The sequence below is a fragment of the Flintibacter sp. P01028 genome, from assembly GCF_041925235.1.
Classification (GTDB): domain Bacteria; phylum Bacillota; class Clostridia; order Oscillospirales; family Oscillospiraceae; genus Lawsonibacter; species Lawsonibacter aceti.
Genome location: NZ_JBHEVC010000005.1, coordinates 187,366 through 207,417, shown reverse-complemented (window position 1 = coordinate 207,417; position 20,052 = coordinate 187,366). Strand labels below are relative to the sequence as shown.

Genomic DNA, 20,052 nt, shown 5'->3' with positions numbered 1-20,052 from the left:
TAATCAGTGGGTCCCGGGTTCGAATCCCTGAAGGCGCACCACACGGCCCGTTGGTCAAGCGGTTAAGACGGCGGCCTCTCACGCCGCAAACATGGGTTCGATTCCCGTACGGGTCACCATTTATAAAATGGTTCTTGACAATTGAGCAAAAACGGATATAATACTTACTGTTGGAAAGACGGTAAGGAGAGAAAAGGTAGTTTTTTCTTTGCTTACTTTCTTTCAAAGAGAAAGTAGTAGTTGGTGTTGATTAGGGCGAGGGTCCACCCGTTCCCATTCCGAACACGGAAGTTAAGCTCGCTTCTGCCGAAAATACTTGTCTGGAGACGGACCGGGAAGATAGGTAACGCCAACATAAAGGGTCCGGTCCATCCGGACCGGACCCTTTCACATTCCTCAATAGCTCAGTCGGTAGAGCATGCGGCTGTTAACCGCAGGGTCGTTGGTTCGAGTCCAACTTGGGGAGCCAGAAGCGGCTTGCCGCCAATATATGACGGCAAGCCGCTCTTTCCGAAATAATGTGAGAACGGTCATGGGCCTTTAGCTCAGTTGGTTAGAGCAGCCGGCTCATAACCGGCCGGTCCACGGTTCGAGCCCGTGAAGGCCCACCATATAGGGGTATAGCTCAGCAGGTAGAGCAGCGGTCTCCAAAACCGCGTGCCGAGGGTTCGATTCCTTCTGCCCCTGCCAAAAAAGAATATCAGATGTCATTCTGTTTCATATGTTTAAAATGGCTCGGTAGTTCAGTTGGTTAGAACGCCGGCCTGTCACGCCGGAGGTCGAGGGTTCAAGTCCCTTCCGAGTCGCCATTTTATAGATTTTCAACCATACGGTTGTTTAAATAGTCTCCCAGTTTTTTAATTATCTGTAAAAATTCTAAGCCATGTCCTGTTAGAATAGTTTCCGTTTGGGAACAGATTTGCTGCTATAGCTCAGTCGGTAGAGCGCATCCTTGGTAAGGATGAGGTCCCCAGTTCAAATCTGGGTAGCAGCTCCAGAAAAACCGCTTTTTTCAACCGAAAAGAGCGGTTTTGTTTTGCTTTTTTTGACTTTTTGGCTTGCTTCAAATTTGCAATCAGGGTTTTGACCACAGAACAAGCCACAGACAGAAAAATCAGTGCTCCGGCGGTGCTATTCCGCCAGAGCACTGTGCTTTCCAGCCCGCCTTTGTCTTCCTTGCGGCGATTTCCTGCTTCATCTCCTGGATCAGCTGGGCCAGCTTCTGCTCACATTCTTCCTCACTGTGGGCATAGATATTTCGTGCGAGGCGAGTGCCGTTGGGGAGCCTGGGAGAGTACCGTCTTTCCCAAGGGTCAGGTGTAGGTTCTGGATCGGGTTTATTATCCGTACTGACCGTAACCGTACAGACGGCAGTCTTACCACCATCAACAGTGGTAACAGCGATCGTTGCGGAGCCCTTGCCGACGGCCTCAACATTGCTGTTGCTGTCTACTTTGGCCACGGCGAGATCACTGGAGGTCCAGGTCTCGCTCTTATCCGTAGCATTGCCAGGAGAAACCGTGACCTTCAACTGCTCAGAAGCGCCCACTGTCAGTTCCAGACTGGTTTTGTCCAAACTTGCGCCGGTGACCGGAATACTCGTCCCATCGTCCCGGACTGCAATATAGTAGGTTGCCTTTGTTGTACCGTCTTGAGCTGTCACTACTATGGGGATATTGGAGCCGATTGTCGGCAGCGCTTGGGCTAACGTCTCTTCATAGCGAACACCGCCGACCATCATCGTCGCACATGGGTCTTCCGGAGTAATGGTCAGCAAGGTGCTGCCAAGGGCCACATCCCGGCTGGAGATATACTAGGTCTTGTCCTTCTCGTCGTATTCTGGCGAGATTCCCTGTAATTGCAGTTGTATCTCCGTATTGTCTTCCAATTCCAACTTAGCATCGGTATAGGCGACTCGGACAGACGCACCCGACCGGTCAAATGTAAAGGTGAACTGCTACTTTTCCTCACCACTCAGAGTGACGAAGCCGTTGTTCTCACCCTAGCCGGGGGTGTAACACTGCTGTTTAGCCAGCACACTGCCGTCCTTATCCAGCAAGGTGACGATCAGGTTACCACTGGTGGTGCCGGAGAGCTTGTTGTACTGAACATTGACATCCACCTTTGAGCCGCCGGTGGAGTTGTCTATGCCCTGCTGTATTGTGACATCCTCGTCCCGGTGCACAGCTAGGTTATCCAGCGTCAGGGAGGTGGTATTGTTGCCGGTAAAATACTCACTGACACTGTCGAACTCGGAACCGATCCTGGCTCGCATAACTGGATCTTCCACAGGGGCTTCGATCCAGGCCTTGACATAGACCGGAATGCCGGTGCTGGGGATTTCCTCCTGTGTACCGCTTTCGTCCTGCATATAGCTTGCCGTCGGAAACGGTCACCTCACGTTCCATCGTCTGGCTGTAATCGGTGCCCAGAATGACCGACTTGATCTCCTAGCCGTTCCAGTAGGCATCGAAGTGGTCGATGAAGGCCTGATCCTTCATCTCCGCCACCTCCGCGGTGCCGGACAGGGTGTAGGATCTGCCGTCTTCCACAAATTTCACGGCCTTGAGCACATCGTGGCCTGTGCTATTATAACCGCCAGTTAAATACTGTCATACGACTGTTCGTCAGCCTCGCCGCTGATGGTGTCCGCCCACAGGATGGACAGATCCTCGATATTTTTGGCAAAGCGGAAATTGGAACCAACGGTGTCGCCAGCCCCGCCGGTGGTTATTCTCAGCGACTCGGGCATATTCCCATAGAGTACGCCGTCTTTGTCCAGAACAGCCAGGTGGATATCCGACTCGGTTTCGCCGTTGGTGGACTTGGTGATCGCCCACTCAGTGTGCCAAGCCACCACGAACCTCTCCTCGTTGTCCTCAAACTCCGTAGTGGTGATCTGCGGATTTTCCTCCAAGTTGGCATCACTTGTAAGCTGGAAAGTGCGGACGGAATCCTCGCTCTCAGACTCCTCGCCAGCCGGGATGATTGCTACAACGGTCTCCCAGTCGGTACTGCCGCCGTTGGAGATGTCGGTGTCCAGCGTGTAGACCACAGCGGCGGTACCATCCTCCAGAATAGCTATCTCCAGTCCCTTGAGGGTGGCGTTGAAGCCGGTGCCATCATACAGGGTCCGGGCAGCGACGTAGCCGTTCCCGAACGTATCCTCATCCCACGCCCACTTGCCGTCCTCGCAGATGGCAAAGCGAATGGCGTCCTACTGGTCAAAGTTGGTGAGGTTATCTACCCCGGAGGAACTGACCTCACGCCAAGCTACGATGGTACGCTCACCATTGGTAGCCACCATGGGGGCTAGGTCGGGGGTGCTGTTATTGGTGAGTTGGGTCAGCAACCACCAGACATCTCCATTGGGGATGTCGGCAATGATCTCGGTGGAGTTCATCTGAAGCATCTGCTGTCCCTCGTCCAGCGTGCCGTCAAGGTTTGCAGTGCCCATAGTGATGTCCTCCGTCTGCCGGACCCACACGGCGGCGCAATTTCCATCGGAGTCGGCCGCCTTCACGATGCTGTCGCCATAACCGGTATCGACATAGCTGCTTGTACCGAATCCGGATTCCAGTCGGCCGCCCTGCTGGAACTGGCCGCTTTCATCCTTTGTGGACACGGCCCCCCGGGTATTTCTGATGTCCCTGGCACTCTTCGGATCATTGTTCTCCCGGTCGCTGAGATAGAACATTACCTCGCTGTCGTCGGACAGTACGGGGTTGGGTAGGAGTAGGCCCCGGACTGAAGCATATCTGTCACACCCTGATCTTCGTCCAGACTGAACAGCTCAATAGAGGGCTGCCCGCCCAGCCATTCCTGCTCGGCGGCGTCCACATAATCCCGCTGCTCCATCTGCACACCCACGTCCACCGCATACATCACCTGTCCATTAGACATGGCCACGCGGGCGACCGGCTTTCCGCTGATGGTTTTGTTGTCCGCCCAGATATCCTCAATCGTTTCCCATTCGCCCAAGGGACCGCCAAATTGGAAGCCTACAGAACAGAAGATCTTTTCATAGCTGACGAACAGGAACTTAAACAAGAATTTGATGCCGGTGGAGCCGGAGAAGTTCAAATCCGCGCCGAACATCTCCTGATCCATACTGGTACTAAGCGGTCCCGCCATGCTGTATTTCCAGCTATCCAGATAATCGCAGTTAAGCCATTCAAACTGAAAATCCAGATCCAGCTGACCGAACACACCGATCTTAAAGGCCACCACTGAGTAGTCGAAGCCTACACCGGCAAACGTCCGGATGTAGAGGAACAGGCGTAGCTGGGTCAGGTAATCGGTGGCTGTCGCTTCATCATGGTCAGCCTGTGCAAGAATTTCATTGAATTTCTGCCTGTCGTTCGCCTGCGCCGCCTGCTTTAGCTCATAAGGGTAGGAATACGCCACAATGTAGTTGCCCTGCTGCATATCGAGCCGCAGTTCCATGCTGCCGCCCAGGGTCAGGCTGGTGGTAACGGGAACGACGCCCACCACCGCGTTGAAATTCTATGTAAAGTTCACGCCGCCTACATGGAAGCCGCCGTTGATGAGCGGCACTCCCAGCTCTTGGTTTGGCTGTTATAAGCGGTGTCCGCCTCCATGTAGCCGCCCAGATCCATATTGAAGCTGCGGGCCTTTTTGCCGGCCATGGTATTTCTGCCTTTCTCCTTGACACCGTCCATATAGGTGCCCTTGAGCATCTTATAGACGTTCAGAGGATTGGAGAGGCTGTCCAGATCCTGCGTCTCTGCCGCATTGGAGTAGCCGTTGACAAATGCCATGTCCTCCGTATTACCGTACTCGGGATAGACGCCGGTCACATTGTCATCGGAACTCATATTGCCGCCGCTGACACAGAACAGGGTGCGGAATACCGTGAGGTCGCTGGCGTCCTGCTTGTCATCCACGGTCAGATTATTCTTGATGTTATCCAGAGAACCCGTCAGGGCATCGGAATCCTCCGCTTTCTGAACGCCAATCATGCTTACGATCCGGAAGGGCAGGCTTATGGTGCGGCTCGTGGCAGTCCCATCCTCGCTGAGGACGACCTGTACATTCCGCCTCGCCCCGCTTAGAACGCCCCACTCCTCCATACCACTCTTATCCAACGTCATTACGTTCTCGGTGAACACCAGATCGGTGAAGGGGTATGTAGTGGTCTTGCTGGTCTGGCACGCCGGGGTCTTGCTGGTGGTGTCCTGGATCATGACGGAGTTGACCCGTCCTTCGTCCTTGGCGTGCTCGTCCCCCCACCACATGACGGAGGTGGTGACATAGGCGGTAGGGAAGGTGTCGCTGGCCTACATTTCCAGTATTCTTACGGATGTCTGCCACGTTGGCGTTGGGACTGGAGTTGTATTTCAGGGTCTGCTGGGCGATATAGGGCTGCCTCTGTCCGCTCTCGTTTTCCTCCTAGGCCACGATGCTGTCGCCAGTGGCGGCGATATCGTCTAGGTTTAGGCTGGCGTCCACCCGCAGCATGATTGGATAATACTCCGCACTGCTCCCATCACCGGACTCCAGCTGGAACAGATAGTAGAGTTTTTCACCTGCTTGAACCGGCTCTGTGAGATCCTCCGTCAAAAATTGCATCAGATCCATGGTCACCAGCAGACAGCTCTTTTCATCCATCATAACGGTCTGGGCCACATCGCCGGTCTGCCACTTTGTGCGGTCCTTCTCATACTGCAAGCCAAACTCCACCGAGAAGTCGGCCGTGCTTGGGCAGTGCGGCTCTCGGCGGTGTAGACCGTGTGGTTCAAGGTGGTTTTCGCCTTGGGGTAACACTGGAACAGATAGAGTTGGTCCTGCGGGGTCTCCACATTGACCTTCACGATGTCTGTGATCCCAGTCTTGACATGGGTGGCGGTGATAGTGGCCTCGCCCTCCTCCAGGCCGGAGAGGATAAAGTCGATAGAGGGGCGGTATGAGGTATAGGAGAAGTTTTCAATGTTCTCATACAGGGTCCCCTGCTGGTAGTTAACAGTGGCCACCGCGCTGCCGCTAGAGGCCCAGGTGATCTGGTCGGCCAGCTCGGCCTAGGCATACTTCCCATAGTTGATGGAGATGATATTTTTCAGTGCGATGTCCCGCTGGAGGTCCACAATGGCCTGCGAGCTGTCCTCGCCGCCAGTGCCCCACAGCACCTTGATCGTTTCTACGTTGGACATGGTGTAGCTGCCGCCATCGGTTTGGATCTCCCCGTGGTCCAGCAGGATGTCCAGAATGTCCTCTGAGTAGACATACAGCACATAGCTGTCGTAGGCTTAGGTGGAGTCAGCGGCGTTCTTGACCTTGACGGTGAGATGATATAGCTGTCCCGGTAACTGGTGGGGGCACCGATATCCGGCTTTACATCCTGGACGTGCAGGGTGTAGGAATGGGTATCGCCGTCCTGCGTGACACCTCCTTTCAGGTCGGTTTCTGAGATCGGATTCTCCAGCGCTCCGCCGGCGATATACAGTTCGAACTGTCCGCCGCCGTTCTCCACGTCCAGATCGTCCGCCGTCCAGCTAAGGGTGATATCCTTGCCGTTCCCGCCATTGTCGGTGTGGTACAGACCGCCTTCGGGCTGCTCCAGTTTGACGGAAGCAGGTGGTGAGAGCAGCGTGATGTAGGCGATGGCAGGCTCCTCGACCGCTCCCATCTCCGGCACACCATCCTTGCTGATATAGGTACCGAGCCTCTTTCCCTGATATTCAGCAGAGATACAGGCAACAGTAATCCCCGTTCTGCCTTCCTGCGCAAACACATCCAGTCCGTCCTTCCACGGAAGAGAGAATGGGGGTCTCCTCATCGGTCGTCACTGTCCACTTCTTAATGTTCGTTACCGTTACATCTACATCCTCTGAATTGAGCATACCCAACTGTACCGTAAAGGTGGTGGGTACAAAGGCCCCGCTCTCCCCAGCGTTCTGGTTCAGGGCGCAAACGTTGCTGCTCCAGTAGATCCGGGCGTCATTCCCCTCACGGACGGAGATGTGTCTGCCGCTTTCGGGAATCTGGAGAAAAGCGTCCCCTGTCCCGCCTCCCCAGTATTCGCAATGGAGGGTGATGCTTCCAATTCGTTTGTCCGGCATACCTCCGTTGAGGGCTACAGCGTAACACTGGCAGATCCCGTCCCCCGGTGGGGAGGAAGCTGGCGCTGCCGTCCGCCTTTGCTTCGACCGTGACGGGGCCGGAGTACTCCCATGCAAAGTGAAATTGATCGTCGATCCCTTCCGGCTTTTGATCCTCCGGGTAAGCGGTGACCTTGGTGAAATCGCCCCAGGTGAAGTCACCCTCCTTCAGGGTGAAGGACAGCGTCATGTCCCAGTCCGCCATCTCCGTCAGGTCAAAATAGTCTGTGTCGCTGGTCTGTTCCTTGATCTCTCCAGTCTTTTTGTTCTCAAGCGTAAGCTTGATGCCGCCATCAAAGGTGCCCACCGGCTTGGAGCCGTCCAGGGTGTATTCCCGGCCCCGGGCCGTCATCACCTGGCCATCCAGAGCAGGAAATCCACCTGCCCGATCATGGCCTCCACGGAGAGGGTATGGGGCAGGGTGACGGTGGCGATCAGCACCGTGGGACTTTGCAGATCGTCCATTTGGAAGGCATTCCGCTCCACCCGCGTCACATGGCACAGATTGACCAGATAGCTGAAATGACTCAGGCAGAAGCCCTCCTGTTGGAAGCCTTCCTTTAGTTTGGAGAGCGGGATAGCGTACTCGATCCACTCCTCTTTGGTGTGAATGACAGTTTTTTGCCCGGAGATCTCCAGATAGGTGATCTCATCCAGAGGAATGCGCCGACCGCCCACACGCAGCACCGGGCGCTTTTTTCGGATATGTCTTTGCCGCTAGTCCCAGTCCAAGGCGGCGGACAGGCGGTCCTTATCCACCGGCTTGAGCAGGTATTCCAGCGGATAGGTCGGGAAACTGTCCAGCGCGAAGCCGGGGTGGTCTGTGATGTAGATGATGGAGGCATTGACCTGATGTTTCCCGCAGGAAGCGGGCCAGCTCCACACCGTTATCCCCGTCCAGCTGAATGTCCAGCAGCAGGAGCTGATAGGCATTCGAGTTTGCGGTCAGCCGTTCCATCAGCGGTGCAACGGCATGGAACACCTCTACATCATAATCTCGTCCCTGCACACGGCCCCTTCCGTTCAGGACGCGGCAGACGGCGATTTTATTTTGCTCCGCAGTGCGCGGATCATCTTCACATACGGCAACGCGGTACACGTTCCCACCTCCAGGGCCTGTGGATTTTCACTGTCATTATACCATGCCTGTTTCCACATGACCAGCCATGCAGGACTCCCTTTTCATACTTAAGGCGGTGCCAATTGTTTTTTGTTTCATGTTCCACAAATTCTGATCCGTGGGTTGAGGCAAAATGGAGCCGAGTGCTCTGAATATGAGGCGCCAATGCGGACATCTGAAAACGCAAACATTCCCGCCCTTTATCGTTTCCATGCGGTACTTGTAAAAGGCACGGGGTGCTTTTGACCACAGTTTTAGCCACAGTGCGGTGTGAAACACATGGAAACAGCACCTTCAAAAGAGCGACGGAAAGCAAATAAACCGGAGTGGAAACGGCAGAAAATAAACCGAAATTATACAAAAAACTTTTCTTCAACTCTTTATATCAGACATAGAAAAACACACAGAAGGTGATGATTGTGAGAAAGACTGCCTAGACTGCACCAAGAACATTTTCACGGCCAAATCCGTTGCGGACCAGTTCGAAGAGCCATTTCCCCACAAGCCCGCCCAGTACTGCGTCCCCCGCACAGGGGTGCTGGTGCGCAGTTCCAGCTTTACGCCATTGCTGCGGGTGCGGATGAGCGAACAGATGGACATGTCCAATACGGTGTAGCTGCTGCAAAAGCTGACGGTTGAGAGCGGAAGCAAGTAGAACAGATCCAAAACAGGCTTGATAATAACACCGCCCCGGGCACCCGCAATTGCACCGATTGCAAGGCAGATCAGAAACAGGACGGCTGGTATAAGGATCCCTCCGAGACAAGAGATAGATCAAAGGTCGATGGTGTATCCCGCCGGAATACGGGCGCGCTCCTCCGCCTGCCGCATCAGGTGGTCTGCACGCTTGGGACCATAGGGGAAGCGGTTCGTGCCCGACACGTCGTCCGCTGTTGCCGCGCTGTTGGGGTCGCAGCAGTCGCTGGCGATGTAGTCCAGTAGCAGCTTTTGCAGGGCCTTGACGCGGGGAGAGCTCTCGTCATATTTGTTGGTGTCCTCCGGGATCGTATTGTAATAGAAGTAGCGGTCCAAAGCCGGGAGGTAGATTAGACGGTCCTCGTTGCTGGCGACCATGTAAGCGCCCGCCTTTCCGGTTCCATATTGGGAAAAGACCACATCATGCCGCTGCTCCGAGAATAGGTCGATTCCGTCGAAGCGGTCGTTGCTGGGGATATTGGCGCAGCGGAGCAGTGTGGGTGCGATGTCCACCAGGGAGCACACATCGTGACGTAGCTGTGCTGGCTTTCCGGGAACCCGAAGTAGTAGCGGGATACGAGACGCAGCGTCCAGCATGGAACGTTTTCCCATCGTGCCGAAATCCCCTAACATTTCGCCGTGGTCCGTGGAGAAGACGATAACGGTGTTATCATAGAGCCTGCGCTGTTTCAGTGCCTCCACGAGTCTGCCCACTTGGTAGTCCACAAACGAAACGCAGGAATGGTAATAGTTGCGAAGCAGAGACAGGTCTTGTCGGCTGATACCGATTTTTTCACAGGTGAACCGGTCGCTGAGGAACGGCGTGAATTCCTCGGGATGCTCAGGTATATAGGGGTCTGTCGAGACCGTGCGGTACAGCTTGTTCCATGGCGCAGGCGGAGCGAAGGGGGGGTGAGGGTGGATGAAGGAAGCCATCAGGAAAAAGGGCTTGTCCTCCGAAACCTGATTCAGCAGGAAATCCAGGCTCCGGTCTGCGACCCATTGTGTCGGGTGGTATTCTGCGGGAAGCTGGGAGATCTGCGGGATGTAGTACAGTTCGGAGCGCTGTCCGTTGTAGTCGAATACATTGCAGTAAGGGGATTCCATCACGAAGCGGGTATAGTCGTCCAGGGGGTGGGACAGCTCCTCCTGCGTGAAGCGCTGGGCAAAGCCCATCGGGCCATACAGGTCTTTCGCGTGGTGCATTTTTCCGACGCAGCAGGTGTCGTAGCCTGCTTTGGTAAAGGCGTCGTAAAACCCTTCCCCCTCGTACTGATATGTTCCGTTATTGTTGCAGCACCCTGTATGTGCGCAATATTGCCCGGAGAGCATGGAGAAGCGTGCCGGCACGCAGACGGGAGCTGGTGTATAGCATCGGTCAAACACCACCGACGATGCGGCAAGCGCATCCAGATTCGGCGTCTGGATTTGATCATTGCCCAGGGCGTGGATGGTGTCGAAGCGCTGCTGGTCGGTAAACAGAAATAAAAAATTTGGTCTGTTACTCATGACGTCCTCCTATTTTTCGGCAAAGGGCATAACATGTTCTTTACAATTTTTTCTCGGTTCCCCAGTCCTTGACCTGATTGGCCATGTTGGAGCCCTTTGGCTTGCTCACACCGTGGACGGCTGCGGCTTCATACTGCCGCCACTGCTGCCAATACTGCTGGCCGAAGATTGTTTGCTCGTCGTCCCACTCGTCCCGCAGGGCGAACAGCTTTTTTCGTAGATGCTCAGTGATCTCCTCATATCCGGCGATGTCATAGAAGTTGTTCTTCTCCCATGGGTCGTTCTGCAAATCGAAGAGCTGGGTCAGCTTCAAATCCTCCGTCCGATACTCTACCAGCTTGTAACGATTGTCCATCACACCGCGAATGCGGGACTGGAAGGCCAAATACAGCTCCGGCCGGGTCACATAGGCCGGGTTGCGGAACATCGGTGCGAAGCTGATGCCGTCCACGGAAGAGGGGATCTCCATGCCGCACAACTCACACAGGGTGGGATAAATATCCAACAGGTACACAAAGTTTTCATTGATCTGGTTCTTGGGGATACCGGGGCCACACATAACCAGCGGCACCCCCACGCTGTGCTCATAGATGTTCTGCTTCCCCATCAGGCCATGCTGTCCCACCGCCAGGCCGTTGTCTCCGGTGAAGACGATAATGGTATCCTCCAGCATCTTTTTCTCCCGCAGTGCGTCCAAGATGTGACCGATGCACCAGTCCACATGGCTGATCATGGCGTAATAGTCTGCGATGTGGCGGCGGATAGCCTCCGGGAGGCGGGGGTAGGCTTCTGTGTTTTCGTCCCGGCCTTTGTTGGACCAGCCGCAGTTTACCACTGGCATCTCCATGTAGTTGGGAGGCAGGGTGATCTTCTCCGGGTCGTACATGGTTTTGAACTGCTCCGGCATGGTGCGGGGATCGTGGGGGGCAAGGAACGATAGGTACATGAAGAAGGGTTGGTCGCTGTTGTAGCTCTTGATATAATCCACGGCGGAGCCGGAGAACAGGTCCGTGGAATGGGAACCTGCGCTGATCTTTTCCGCCAGGACACAGATGGAGTCGCTGTTGGCGGAGAAGTTGGGGGTAAAGTTTATCTGCTTATCGTAATGCCCATCTGGCTGAAAATCGTTCACCGGCACGTTCCAGTGATCCCACATGCCGCCGAAGAAGATGTTTGCGCCGTTGTCAAAGCTGCGACAGAAGCTCTCTACGCCGTTGTGCCACTTGCCGATCTCCATGGCATGATAACCGTTTTTTAGGAAGCATTGGCCCATGGTGATGTCGCAGGCAGGGATGTTCCGTCCGCTCTCCTCCAGATGGAACAAGGTTTTTCCGGAATTGATCATCGCCCGGCTTGGCATGCAGACCGCCGATGCCGTACCACCGGGGATGTGTGCCCGGGTAAAGGACGTGCCCTCCCGGACCAGCCAGTCCATGTTGGGAGTGTGGATCTCTTCGTTCCCAAGTGCGTGGATGGTGCCCGAGCGCTGGTCGTCCGTCAGGATAAAAAAAATATTTGGTTTTCCCATATGATATTTCCTCTCTGTTATTCCGACCGTATTACTGTGATAAAAACTTGTGAAATGACGAAGAACATGCTAAAATATCTTTTGAGATTCAAAAAATATTTAAATGGAAGAATTGCTATTATGAACAAAAGAAGACAGGCCATTGCCGATCTTGTCAATCAGCTTGGCGAGATCAGTGTTCGTGAATTGAAAAGTTTGTTTCCCAGCGTTTCCGAGGTCACGCTCCGGAAAGACCTACAAATGCTCAACGAAGAAAACCAGATTGTCCGCGTACATGGCGGCGCCCGTTCCATTGACGATGTTACCCTCAAGAGCAGCAACTTTAATACCCGCGCACAGCTGCATCCGAGCGAGAAAGCCCAGATCGGAGAAAAAGCTGCAGAACTGCTCAAAGACGGCATGTCCGTTTTTATCTCCTCTGGCAGTACTTGTCTGGAATTGGCGAAGCGGATCCCTCAGGTGCCACTGCAGGTTTTTACGGACGGAATTTCCGTTGCGCTGGAATCGCCGGTCTCGTCTGATATTACCATCGAACTGCTGGGCGGCGTGGTCAACCGTAATCTTATGCGAGTGACCGGGCCCTCGGTGTTTGCTGCGTTGGACACACTCTACTTTGACTATGCCTTTATCGGAACGGTGGGGTTCAATGAACGGGCAGGTTTTTCCGTCGCCACGTCCAACATTGCGGCGTCCAACATGAAGACCGTGGAACACAGCAAAAAAACTGTGATCCTCATGGACTCTTCCAAGGTGAATCAACTGTGCACGCCCCGCAATATTCCCTTTAAAGCAGTTGATATCGTGGTATCCGATGACCATTTGCCAGATGACGTTGTGGCGTTTCTGGAGGATAACGGAATCACCGTTTTGTGATGTGTTTTGATTTGCGGCATCCACCGGATGCCGCAAATCTTTTTTATTCGACCGCCACACAGCGGTGGAAGGCTTCCGTTTCACTTTGGGGCGCAAGTTGGAGCAGGGACGGGGCAAGGCGGTTATTTTGCATCACTGCACACAGCAGCCGCTCCCGCAACGCGGCATCGGTTTGCCGGTGCTCCGGCATGGCTGCCAGGTTTTTGTGTTCCGTGGGGTCGTTTGCCTCGTCAAACAGGAGATAAGTCTCCCCCTGGCGGTTCAAGGCAATTTTCCACGTTCCGTCATAAAGCATGTGTTCACAGGCGTACTCGCCCAAAATGCAGTCCCTGTGCACCCGCTCAGGGTTTGCAATATTACCGCACAGGGATTTTCCGAACTGCTCGTAGTTCAGCTCTGCACCTGCAAACTCTGCAAGGGTGGGCCCCACATCCAACAGGCTGACCAGGGAATGGTTCACGGATCCACCGTTTTTTGCACGGTCCGGAGTGCGGATGATGAGCGGAATATTCATGGCGGAGCGGAAGAAGTTCCGTTTGTGGACAAAACCGTGATCTCCGTTCATCTCTCCGTGGTCGGAGGTGAACAGGACAATAGTGTTGTCCCACTCACCCCTCTTTTTTATGGTTTCGATGATGGAGCCGATCAGATCGTCGATGAGCGTCACGCTTCCGCAGTAGTTGGCCTGGATCTCCTTGGATTCTGCGTTGCTGCATTGGATAATGGGGTTTTGTAACAGCTTGTCATATTCTCCCTGTGGCCTGTCGGGGGCTCCGTCCATTGTACGGGGGAGGGGGTCCGGCATGTCCTCGGGGGAGTACAGATCGGAATACGGCTTAGGCGCATCCCAGGGCTCGTGGGGGCCGGGGAAGCTGACATGGCAGAACCAGGGGCGGTCGTCTGTATACTGCTCCAGGTATTCGCGGGCCTTCCGGCCAACGTATGTGTCATAGTAGTCCTCGGGCGAGAGGGGAGAGGGCTTTGCATAGGGGCGCTTGGAGCGGGATAGCATGTCTTCGCAGAACATGTCCCACAGACCGCGCTTGCTCCATTCCTCGGACATATGCGTGCGCGTCTGGCAGGTGGAGTGAGGTCCGCTTACCTCATTAACCGTCTCAAAACCATACCCATTCACCAGGTATTCCCGCTGGATAAAGTCTCCGTAATCCGTATGCAGGTGCAACTTTCCAAACACTGAAGTAGCATAGCCGCTGTCCCGAATTGCCCTGACCCAGAGGTTTGCGTCAGGGGAAAGCACAAAATCGGAGTTTTTCCAGACACCCGTTGTGTGAGGATAGAGTCCTGTCATCATGCTGACGCGGGCAGGAACGCAAAGAGGCGATACCGTATGGCACTGCGTGAAACGGATGCCCTCCGCAGCGAGACGATCCAGGGCCGGGGTGTGTGCACAGCCGCCGGTGCAGCTCATTGCGTCCGCACGGAACTGATCTGTCATGATAAAAAGAATGTTCGGTCTTTTTTTCTCCATTTGAATCAATTGCCTCGCCTTTTTGTGATATAGAGTCTGCTTGCTGTGCATTTAACCGCAGCTTCTTGCCCGGCAAGTCTGATGTCCAAGTTATGTTATAATGCGCTCGTAATCGGCCATAAATTGGCGGCGGGTCTCTTCGTCCGCGCGGACATTCCCCTGCCACAGCGCCTCAACGAAGGCACCGTAAATGGCGGGGACATCTGCTAGAATCATGTTTGCGCGGGGAGATGCCTTTTTTCGCACTGCTTCCGCATAATGGGGATATGCGTGGAAAATCCCGCCGTTCATCACCACGGTGAAGTCGCCGTCAAAATGCTTTGCCGCAGCATGGGTCAGCTCCGCCAGTTTAAAGGAGCCCTCCTCCAAAAGTGCGCAGGCGACTGCATCCCCCGCTGTCGCACACTCGAATACCACATGGGCAAGAGAGGCGATAAAGGGCCGGCCTTCGGAGTAAAGGTCAAGAAAGGCGTGCTTCAAATCTTTATGGAGGGCATTTGAAAACTGCTCCACCAGAAGTGTCTGTTCGCCTCTGCCATCCAGATAGCGGTACGCCCGCTTGAGGCCGTCCCGTGCCAGCTCAAAGCCGCTGCCGCCGGTATCGATCAAATAGCCTAGGCCGCCGATGTGCACCAGGGGCCTTCCCTCGATCCGCACAAACAGGGAGGAGCCGGTGCCGCAGACCATACCGCAGCCATCCACATGGCCCAGCATGCCAGATATCATGTTGCACCCGTCATCCTCGGTGCGGATGATGGGGATGTCGGTATGCTTTGCCAAAAAAGCGTCCAGATCCACGTCAATGCGGTCAAGACCTGCGATGCCGCCGTACAGGGACGCGGGGATGTTGGGGGAGACTGCTGTCAGCGCCTCCACCACAGACAGGATCAGCTCTTTCACCGCAGGGATGCCGATATCCATCGGATTACACCCCTTCCCGCGGTGCCTGTGGAGAATGTGGCCTGTTTGGTCGGTAAGCGCTGCCTCTGTCTTGGTGCCGCCCGCATCGATGCCGATATAGTATTCCATCCAATCCCTCCCATATTTCTTTTTTGTGGCGGCGCCCCTTTGGATGGGGCACCGCCGTGTATTTGGTTTATTTGTGCGCTGTCATGGCGCAAAGGTCTGCTATAAACACATCCCGGAAGTGGTCGGACAACTCTAGACCGCTTCGGTGCATGGCCTCCACAGCCGCGCCGAAAATGGGAGGCACGGAGGCCAAAATCAGGTTTGCACGCTCGGGGCACTTCATCCGTATTCGTTCGAAATAGCTGGGGTAGGCGGTGACGATGCCGCCGCCGGAGACCACTGTGTACTCGCGGTCGAAGTAAGAATCTGCCGCCCAAATCAGCTCGGAAAGCCGTGTTGCGCCGGCCTCGATGATGTCATGGCAGATCTTATCTCCTAACTGCTGCCCCTCAAAGACCAGGTGTGCCAGGGAGGCGAACCGTGCTCTTCCGCCGGCATACAGCTCCGGCATGACGGGCAGCAGGGACTTTCCCGTCTCCTCTTCAAGCAACTGGGTCAGCACGGTTTTTGGCCCTCTTCCGTCGTGAGCAAGGCAGACAGCCCGCAACACATCCCGGCCCAGTGCGTAACCGCTGCCCAAAGTATCCACCAGATATCCCCAGCCGCCCACATGGAAGATGTGATCCCGCTGCTTTGTCCGGATCCATGTCCCACACCCTGTTCCTACGATCAGACAGCAGCCGTCCTCATTGTGCGTCAGCTCGCTGGAGATCAGATTCCGGCCGTCGGTCTCGATTGTAAAATTGTCCGCACCAAACATGGCGCAGATGTCCTGCTGGAAGTATTGGTCAAAATATACGAGGCCCGCGACACCGGCGTAAATTGCGCTCAACTTTTCTGTGGCGTGTTTAGCGGCGGAGTAGATGGCGTGCAGGATCCGGTTCTGGGAGGCTTCCACGCCGATATCCAGGGGATTTGTTCCCGGGTCGGAACGGAGATAGAGGATATGTCCATCCTCTTGAAAAAGAACTGTCAGTGTTTTAGTGCCGCCGCCGTCGATGGCGATTATGTTATGCATAAGTTTGTCCTCGATTCTGCCGGTCAAGCGTGACAATACTGCTTGGGGAAACGGCTGGCCGTGCTCAGTAGCATCTGTAGCAGCTTAGAGCGATACTCGTTCAGCAGCTCCGGATTCTGGCCGTTGGCAAGAATGTTCACATTTTCCTCCGGATCCTGTTTCCTGTCCGTCATCTCAAATTCCCCGTTTTGATCCTGGCTGAACTTGTAGTCCTTATCCACATAGACAAGGGTGTAGTCGTCATTGGACAAGTAGCCGTTCCGGTACTCGATGAGGCATTCCGTTCGGGGAGTGGAACCATCATAAGCAGGGGTCTGGGAAACACCGTCACACTGGTAGGGAACTGGAATGTTCAGCAACTCGCAACAAGTAGGGAACAAGTCGATGGAGGAGACCAGCGCGTCCGTTTCCGTGCCGGTTCGGCCGGGCGCACGGATCAGGAGAGGCGTCTGGACGAGGCCGTCGTAGAAGAAGGGGCCTTTTAGCCAGGTGCCGTGGTCGCCCATCAATTCTCCGTGGTCGGAAAGGAAGACGATAACGGTGTTGTCCAGTTCGCCGGTTTCCTCCAGTGCGGAGAGCATTTTTCCGATGCCCTGGTCGATGAGATCGACCATCGCGTAGGTGTTGCGGATGCGCTGGTCGCGCTCGTGGGAAGAGATGACGCTGGGGGCGGTCTTTTTCCCGTCGCTGTTTCCGTGGCTCTCAAGGCCCAGGCCCGCCAGGATCTTGGGATCCATAAACTCGGCGATCATATCTGCGCACTTGCCGCACTTGGCCACATCCTCCTCCGGCATTCCTTCGATGGGCTGGAGCAGGCCCGCACGGTGCCAAACACCGTACTTCTGGTAGCGGTAGCGTCTGGGCCGATCCAGGAGCTCGTCATCCTCGTTGACCGGATATTTGACCGGTGCGTCCTGGTAGCGTTTTGCCGTTTCCAGCGGAGGCTGGAACGGATGGTGGGGATCGGGGAAGCTGGCCACCAGGAAAAAGGGCTTGTCCGAATTGGCGTGCTCCCGGATGTAGTCGGCGCTGCGCTCTCCGATAAACATGGAGTCGTGCAGTTCCTCCGGCATGGTGGTCACGGGACAGGCATCAAAACCCTCCACCTTTTGGGCCACCGCCCACTCGTCACGACCGCCGTGCTCATGGTACCACTTGCCGTAGTGGGCGATGGGCGCGGTGGAATGTCCTACGGTCAATTCCACATGCTGATAGCCCCAATAGGGACCGTACCAGTCGATATTGTCGCCCTTTTCCTTCCAGAGACGGTGGTCTTCCATGGAGATCCGGGGCGCATTCTCGCCGCAGTCTGTGCACTGGAAGTGGATCTTGCCGATGCTGGCCGTGGAGTACCCATTTTCCGCTAGATGGTCGGCCAGTGTTGGGAGGGGATGCTCAAGCTGGTTGCCGTTTGTCCATTGGTTGTGGTTATGGGGGTAGAGGCCAGTGAAGATGGACATGCGGTTGGGCATGCAGATGGGATTGTTTACGAAACAGTTGTTGAAGCGCAAGGCCTGGGAGGCGATGCTGTCGATGTTGGGGGTGCGGACGACCTCGTTGCCATAGCAGCCAAGATAGTCCTTACGAAGCTGGTCGCACATGATCACCAGCAGATTTTGTTTTTTCATGCCTTGCGACTCCCTTTCAATTTTTTAAACAGGGGTATGCAGAGGATCAGGAGAGAAACAATAATAATGACTAGGCTGATGGGGCGAGTGAAGAAAATACCGATGCCACCGAGCATCATGCTGCGGCGCAGATTGACTTCGGCGAGGGAACCCAGAACCAGACCGATCACGAAGGGCGGGATGGGGAAGTCCAGCCGGCGCAGGGCATACCCAATAACGCCAAAGATGATCATAACGAAAATATCGAAGGTGGTGTTGGCGATGGCGAACGCGCCCATCACCGTGGCGATGACGATGCAGGGAAGCAGTACCACCATAGGAACCTTGGTGACGTTGGCAAAGAGGCGAATGAAAATTCGTCCCTGTAGGAGCATAAGGAGGTTGATGATTACTAGGCCCAGCATGATAGCCCAGACCCAGGTGGAACCGTCGGTGAACAGGGCGAAACCGGGGGTGATGCCCTGCATGGTCAAAGCGCCCAACAGTACCGCAACGGCAGCATCGCCGGGGATGCCCAGAGTCAGCAAGGGGATCAGAGTGGCGCCGGTAACGGCGTTGTTGCCTGTTTCGGGAGCAAGTACGCCCTCGATGACACCAGTTCCAAAGCTCTCCGGATTCTTGGACATACGCCGCGCTGTGTCATAGGAAAACATGGCAGACAGCGCACCTCCCGTACCGGGGATTGCGCCGATCACAACGCCGATGATGGAGGAGGTGATGATCACCTTCCAGTGCTTCAGAATATCCATGGTGCGGAGGGTGGATTTTTCGAAATTGGTGTTGATGGACGTTACATCATCTTTGGAGATGTTGCGCAGTTTCATCAGCACCTCGCTGATGGCGAACACACCGAGGATGACCGTTGCCTGCCGGAAGCCGGCCAGCAGGTTGGAATTGCCGAAGGTGAACCGGGAGGTGCCGTCCAGCAGGGAAATACCCACAGTGGACACGCCCATTCCCAGAAACGCCATGATGATACCCTTGAACACGTTTTTTTCGGCCATGCCGACGACGCAGGAAATGCCGAACAGACAGAGGGCGAAATATTCTGGGGATGCGATATGATAGGCGATTTTTGCAATTTTCGGTGCGAAAAACAGCAGTGCCAGACAACTGATGATGCCACCAAATGTGGAACCAACTAGCGCAATCTTCAGCGCATCGCCAGCCCGACCCTTCTGGGCCAGGGGATAGCCGTCAAACGTGGTGGCTGCGGCATTGGGGGTGCCAGGGGTGTTGATGAGGATGGCGGTAATGGAACCGCCATAGGTTGCGCCGCAATAGGAGGCCAACATGAGGTACATACCCGCCAGGGAGTCCATGCCGAAGGTCAGCGGCAACAGGATCGCAATGGCGAAGATAACGTTTAGACCAGGCATCGCGCCGATGATGGTGCCGGCGGCCATGCCAACATTCATCATCAAAATATTCTCAATCGTAAAAATATCCTTTAAAACCTCGATGCTCATATCAGCTTACCCCTTTTTCACCGAATTGCGACCCGCAGGATAAAACGGAATACAAGGTACATGCCCGATGCAAATGCGTAGACCGCTACATAATATTGCCACTTCTTACAGCCAATGAACAGCAGAAACACGGGAATAAAAACAGCTGTCGAAACGATAAAGCCAAAGCCTCTCCATTGGATGCTGATGTAGTGGAATAAAAGAGCATACCCTAAAATGATCAGAAAGCCGAGATACGGCTTGAGCTGGCTTGCAAGACGGGGTGTTTCCTCACTTTCTGCGGCACCGCTTTTTACTTCCTTACGATAGTGCCGGAAAGCTCTCATAAAGCCAGCTGTAGCAGCAAGGAAGATGACGATCATGGTGAACTGGGGGAAGGTGCGGTTGTTGAAGCCGGTAGCATTTGCGGCCAGCTTAATCTGCGAAGGAATAAAGATAAAATAGGTTGTGGCACTCAAAAACATGAATGCCAACATGGCGAGCATATCTTTCTTGGCCTTTTTCACAGCAGGTGTCCCTCCTTAGACAGTACGAAAACAAAAAGACAGTATACGGGCAGTGCCTGCATACTGTCT

General features: G+C 54.8%; 22 protein-coding genes, 6 tRNA genes and 1 rRNA gene. 8 read left to right on the top strand and 21 right to left on the bottom strand.

The window, feature by feature from the left end; translation table 11 throughout:
• Nucleotides 1-44: 44 nt before the first annotated feature.
• The 7 genes from ACEVJK_RS10270 (at nucleotide 45) to ACEVJK_RS10240 (ending at nucleotide 997) form a co-directional block, all read left to right on the top strand.
• A tRNA-Glu gene (locus ACEVJK_RS10270) sits at nucleotides 45-119 on the top strand.
• Nucleotides 120-239: 120 nt separating this feature from the next.
• Nucleotides 240-355, top strand: a 5S ribosomal RNA gene (gene rrf / locus ACEVJK_RS10265).
• Between the two features lie 38 nt (nucleotides 356-393).
• Nucleotides 394-469: transfer RNA gene (locus tag ACEVJK_RS10260), tRNA-Asn, on the top strand.
• Nucleotides 470-534: 65 nt separating this feature from the next.
• A tRNA-Ile gene (locus ACEVJK_RS10255) sits at nucleotides 535-611 on the top strand.
• Between the two features lie 3 nt (nucleotides 612-614).
• Nucleotides 615-690, top strand: a tRNA-Trp gene (locus ACEVJK_RS10250).
• A 42-nt stretch (nucleotides 691-732) separates the two neighbouring features.
• Nucleotides 733-809, top strand: a tRNA-Asp gene (locus tag ACEVJK_RS10245).
• A 112-nt stretch (nucleotides 810-921) separates the two neighbouring features.
• Nucleotides 922-997, top strand: a tRNA-Thr gene (locus tag ACEVJK_RS10240).
• A gap of 117 nt (nucleotides 998-1,114) precedes the next feature.
• Here ACEVJK_RS10240 and ACEVJK_RS10235 read toward each other — a convergent pair.
• The 15 genes from ACEVJK_RS10235 to ACEVJK_RS10165 all read right to left on the bottom strand — a co-directional run bounded on the left by ACEVJK_RS10235 (nucleotide 1,115) and on the right by ACEVJK_RS10165 (nucleotide 11,971).
• Complete coding sequence (locus ACEVJK_RS10235) at nucleotides 1,115-1,795, bottom strand: Ig-like domain-containing protein (RefSeq protein ID WP_374740502.1); 681 nt, start codon at nucleotides 1,793-1,795, stop codon at nucleotides 1,115-1,117.
• 207 nt (nucleotides 1,796-2,002) lie between these two features.
• Nucleotides 2,003-2,371: a hypothetical protein gene (locus tag ACEVJK_RS10230; protein WP_374740501.1), complete on the bottom strand. Its 369-nt coding sequence runs from the start codon at nucleotides 2,369-2,371 to the stop codon at nucleotides 2,003-2,005.
• A gap of 231 nt (nucleotides 2,372-2,602) precedes the next feature.
• On the bottom strand, nucleotides 2,603-3,055 hold the full coding sequence (locus ACEVJK_RS10225; RefSeq protein ID WP_374740500.1) for a hypothetical protein: 453 nt from the start codon (nucleotides 3,053-3,055) through the stop codon (nucleotides 2,603-2,605).
• Nucleotides 3,056-3,217: 162 nt separating this feature from the next.
• On the bottom strand, nucleotides 3,218-3,697 hold the full coding sequence (locus tag ACEVJK_RS10220; protein WP_374740499.1) for a hypothetical protein: 480 nt from the start codon (nucleotides 3,695-3,697) through the stop codon (nucleotides 3,218-3,220).
• The gene (locus ACEVJK_RS10215; RefSeq protein ID WP_374740498.1) at nucleotides 3,697-4,494 is read right to left on the bottom strand and encodes a hypothetical protein; all 798 of its coding nucleotides are present in this window, start codon (nucleotides 4,492-4,494) and stop codon (nucleotides 3,697-3,699) included. Before ACEVJK_RS10215 ends, ACEVJK_RS10220 begins: the two co-directional genes overlap by 1 nt.
• A 32-nt stretch (nucleotides 4,495-4,526) precedes the next feature.
• Nucleotides 4,527-5,258 (bottom strand): hypothetical protein, encoded by a 732-nt coding sequence (locus ACEVJK_RS10210; RefSeq protein ID WP_374740497.1) that lies wholly within the window; start codon nucleotides 5,256-5,258, stop codon nucleotides 4,527-4,529.
• Between the two features lie 154 nt (nucleotides 5,259-5,412).
• Nucleotides 5,413-5,649: a hypothetical protein gene (locus ACEVJK_RS10205; RefSeq protein ID WP_374740496.1), complete on the bottom strand. Its 237-nt coding sequence runs from the start codon at nucleotides 5,647-5,649 to the stop codon at nucleotides 5,413-5,415.
• Nucleotides 5,631-5,993: a hypothetical protein gene (locus ACEVJK_RS10200; protein WP_374740495.1), complete on the bottom strand. Its 363-nt coding sequence runs from the start codon at nucleotides 5,991-5,993 to the stop codon at nucleotides 5,631-5,633. Before ACEVJK_RS10200 ends, ACEVJK_RS10205 begins: the two co-directional genes overlap by 19 nt.
• 45 nt (nucleotides 5,994-6,038) lie before the next feature.
• Nucleotides 6,039-6,170 carry a hypothetical protein gene (locus ACEVJK_RS10195; protein ID WP_374740494.1) on the bottom strand — a complete coding sequence of 44 codons (132 nt, stop codon included), beginning with the start codon at nucleotides 6,168-6,170 and terminating at the stop codon, nucleotides 6,039-6,041.
• Nucleotides 6,158-6,751, bottom strand: coding sequence for a hypothetical protein (locus ACEVJK_RS10190; protein ID WP_374740493.1), 594 nt, complete (start codon nucleotides 6,749-6,751; stop codon nucleotides 6,158-6,160). The genes ACEVJK_RS10195 and ACEVJK_RS10190 overlap by 13 nt, the downstream gene beginning before the upstream one ends.
• 215 nt (nucleotides 6,752-6,966) lie before the next feature.
• Nucleotides 6,967-7,470, bottom strand: coding sequence for a hypothetical protein (locus tag ACEVJK_RS10185; RefSeq protein ID WP_374740492.1), 504 nt, complete (start codon nucleotides 7,468-7,470; stop codon nucleotides 6,967-6,969).
• Nucleotides 7,470-7,796, bottom strand: coding sequence for a LytTR family transcriptional regulator DNA-binding domain-containing protein (locus ACEVJK_RS10180; protein ID WP_374740491.1), 327 nt, complete (start codon nucleotides 7,794-7,796; stop codon nucleotides 7,470-7,472). The genes ACEVJK_RS10185 and ACEVJK_RS10180 overlap by 1 nt, the downstream gene beginning before the upstream one ends.
• 73 nt (nucleotides 7,797-7,869) lie before the next feature.
• A complete protein-coding gene (locus ACEVJK_RS10175) occupies nucleotides 7,870-8,217 on the bottom strand; it encodes a hypothetical protein (RefSeq protein WP_374740490.1) in 348 nt (115 codons plus the stop codon).
• Nucleotides 8,218-9,012: 795 nt separating this feature from the next.
• Nucleotides 9,013-10,443, bottom strand: a complete 1,431-nt coding sequence (locus ACEVJK_RS10170) for a sulfatase (RefSeq protein ID WP_374740489.1) — start codon at nucleotides 10,441-10,443, stop codon at nucleotides 9,013-9,015.
• Between the two features lie 40 nt (nucleotides 10,444-10,483).
• The gene (locus ACEVJK_RS10165) at nucleotides 10,484-11,971 is read right to left on the bottom strand and encodes a sulfatase-like hydrolase/transferase (protein WP_374740488.1); all 1,488 of its coding nucleotides are present in this window, start codon (nucleotides 11,969-11,971) and stop codon (nucleotides 10,484-10,486) included.
• A gap of 120 nt (nucleotides 11,972-12,091) precedes the next feature.
• Between ACEVJK_RS10165 and ACEVJK_RS10160 the strand changes: the two genes are divergently transcribed.
• Entirely contained in the window at nucleotides 12,092-12,844 is a 753-nt protein-coding gene (locus tag ACEVJK_RS10160) for a DeoR/GlpR family DNA-binding transcription regulator (protein WP_374740487.1), read from the top strand.
• Nucleotides 12,845-12,887: 43 nt separating this feature from the next.
• Here ACEVJK_RS10160 and ACEVJK_RS10155 read toward each other — a convergent pair whose 3' ends face one another.
• From ACEVJK_RS10155 to ACEVJK_RS10130, 6 genes are all read right to left on the bottom strand, one after another.
• The gene (locus ACEVJK_RS10155; RefSeq protein WP_374740486.1) at nucleotides 12,888-14,333 is read right to left on the bottom strand and encodes a sulfatase; all 1,446 of its coding nucleotides are present in this window, start codon (nucleotides 14,331-14,333) and stop codon (nucleotides 12,888-12,890) included.
• Between the two features lie 90 nt (nucleotides 14,334-14,423).
• Complete coding sequence (locus ACEVJK_RS10150; RefSeq protein ID WP_374740485.1) at nucleotides 14,424-15,362, bottom strand: N-acetylglucosamine kinase; 939 nt, start codon at nucleotides 15,360-15,362, stop codon at nucleotides 14,424-14,426.
• 67 nt (nucleotides 15,363-15,429) lie between these two features.
• Complete coding sequence (locus tag ACEVJK_RS10145; RefSeq protein ID WP_374740484.1) at nucleotides 15,430-16,380, bottom strand: N-acetylglucosamine kinase; 951 nt, start codon at nucleotides 16,378-16,380, stop codon at nucleotides 15,430-15,432.
• Between the two features lie 23 nt (nucleotides 16,381-16,403).
• Nucleotides 16,404-18,008: a sulfatase gene (locus ACEVJK_RS10140; RefSeq protein ID WP_374740483.1), complete on the bottom strand. Its 1,605-nt coding sequence runs from the start codon at nucleotides 18,006-18,008 to the stop codon at nucleotides 16,404-16,406.
• The gene (locus ACEVJK_RS10135; protein ID WP_374740482.1) at nucleotides 18,005-19,477 is read right to left on the bottom strand and encodes a tripartite tricarboxylate transporter permease; all 1,473 of its coding nucleotides are present in this window, start codon (nucleotides 19,475-19,477) and stop codon (nucleotides 18,005-18,007) included. Before ACEVJK_RS10135 ends, ACEVJK_RS10140 begins: the two co-directional genes overlap by 4 nt.
• Nucleotides 19,478-19,494: 17 nt before the next feature.
• Nucleotides 19,495-19,983, bottom strand: a complete 489-nt coding sequence (locus tag ACEVJK_RS10130; RefSeq protein ID WP_374740481.1) for a tripartite tricarboxylate transporter TctB family protein — start codon at nucleotides 19,981-19,983, stop codon at nucleotides 19,495-19,497.
• Nucleotides 19,984-20,052 lie beyond the last annotated feature (69 nt).